At 57.4% G+C, this 1,850-nt stretch carries 1 rRNA gene (running past one end of the window); it reads right to left on the bottom strand.

What is annotated here, in order from left to right:
- Window positions 1-21: 21 nt before the first annotated feature.
- Window positions 22-1,850 (bottom strand): 23S ribosomal RNA (locus ACFY93_RS34450) (it continues 1,367 nt past the right edge of the window).

Consider the following 1,850-nt stretch of genomic DNA (forward strand, 5'->3'; position numbering starts at 1 on the left):
ACACAGTGGACGCGAGCAACTGAGGACAAGCCCTCGGCCTATTAGTACCAGTCACCTCCACACCTTGCGGTGCTTCCAGATCTGGCCTATCAACCCAGTCGTCTACTGGGAGCCTTAACCCCTCAAGGGGGTGGGAGTCCTCATCTCGAAGCAGGCTTCCCGCTTAGATGCTTTCAGCGGTTATCCCTCCCGAACGTAGCCAACCAGCCATGCCCTTGGCAGGACAACTGGCACACCAGAGGTTCGTCCGTCCCGGTCCTCTCGTACTAGGGACAGCCCTTCTCAAGACTCCTACGCGCACAGCGGATAGGGACCGAACTGTCTCACGACGTTCTAAACCCAGCTCGCGTACCGCTTTAATGGGCGAACAGCCCAACCCTTGGGACCGACTCCAGCCCCAGGATGCGACGAGCCGACATCGAGGTGCCAAACCATCCCGTCGATATGGACTCTTGGGGAAGATCAGCCTGTTATCCCCGGGGTACCTTTTATCCGTTGAGCGACGGCGCTTCCACAAGCCACCGCCGGATCACTAGTCCCGACTTTCGTCCCTGCTCGACCCGTCGGTCTCACAGTCAAGCTCCCTTGTGCACTTACACTCAACACCTGATTACCAACCAGGCTGAGGGAACCTTTGGGCGCCTCCGTTACTCTTTGGGAGGCAACCGCCCCAGTTAAACTACCCATCAGACACTGTCCCTGATCCGGATCACGGACCCAGGTTAGACATCCAGCACGACCAGACTGGTATTTCAACGACGACTCCACACGGGCTGGCGCCCGCACTTCACAGTCTCCCAGCTATCCTACACAAGCCGAACCGAACACCAATATCAAACTGTAGTAAAGGTCCCGGGGTCTTTCCGTCCTGCTGCGCGAAACGAGCATCTTTACTCGTAGTGCAATTTCACCGGGCCTATGGTTGAGACAGTCGAGAAGTCGTTACGCCATTCGTGCAGGTCGGAACTTACCCGACAAGGAATTTCGCTACCTTAGGATGGTTATAGTTACCACCGCCGTTTACTGGCGCTTAAGTTCTCAGCTTCGCACACCCGAAAGTGCACTAACCGGTCCCCTTAACGTTCCAGCACCGGGCAGGCGTCAGTCCGTATACATCGCCTTACGGCTTCGCACGGACCTGTGTTTTTAGTAAACAGTCGCTTCTCGCTGGTCTCTGCGGCCACCCCCAGCTCGGAGTGCAAGACTCGTCACCGGTGATGGCCCCCCTTCTCCCGAAGTTACGGGGGCATTTTGCCGAGTTCCTTAACCATAGTTCACCCGAACGCCTCGGTATTCTCTACCTGACCACCTGAGTCGGTTTAGGGTACGGGCCGCCATGAAACTCGCTAGAGGCTTTTCTCGACAGCATAGGATCATCCACTTCACCACAATCGGCTCGGCATCAGGTCTCAGCCACAAGTGCGACGGATTTACCTATCGCACGGCCTACACCCTTACCCCGGGACAACCACCGCCCGGGATGGACTACCTTCCTGCGTCACCCCATCACTCACCTACTACCAGCTCGGGTCACCGGCTCCACCACTTTCCTTTCCCCGAAGGGTCCGGAACGGCTTCACGGGCTTAGCATCACTGGATTCGATGTTTGACGCTTCACAGCGGGTACCGGAATATCAACCGGTTATCCATCGACTACGCCTGTCGGCCTCGCCTTAGGTCCCGACTTACCCTGGGCAGATCAGCTTGACCCAGGAACCCTTAGTCAATCGGCGCACACGTTTCTCACGTGTGTATCGCTACTCATGCCTGCATTCTCACTCGTGAACCGTCCACCACTGCCTTCCGGCGCGGCTTCACCCGGCACACGACGCTCCCCTACCCATCCCTAC

The organism is Streptomyces sp. NPDC008313 (assembly GCF_042956125.1).
Taxonomy (GTDB): domain Bacteria; phylum Actinomycetota; class Actinomycetes; order Streptomycetales; family Streptomycetaceae; genus Streptomyces.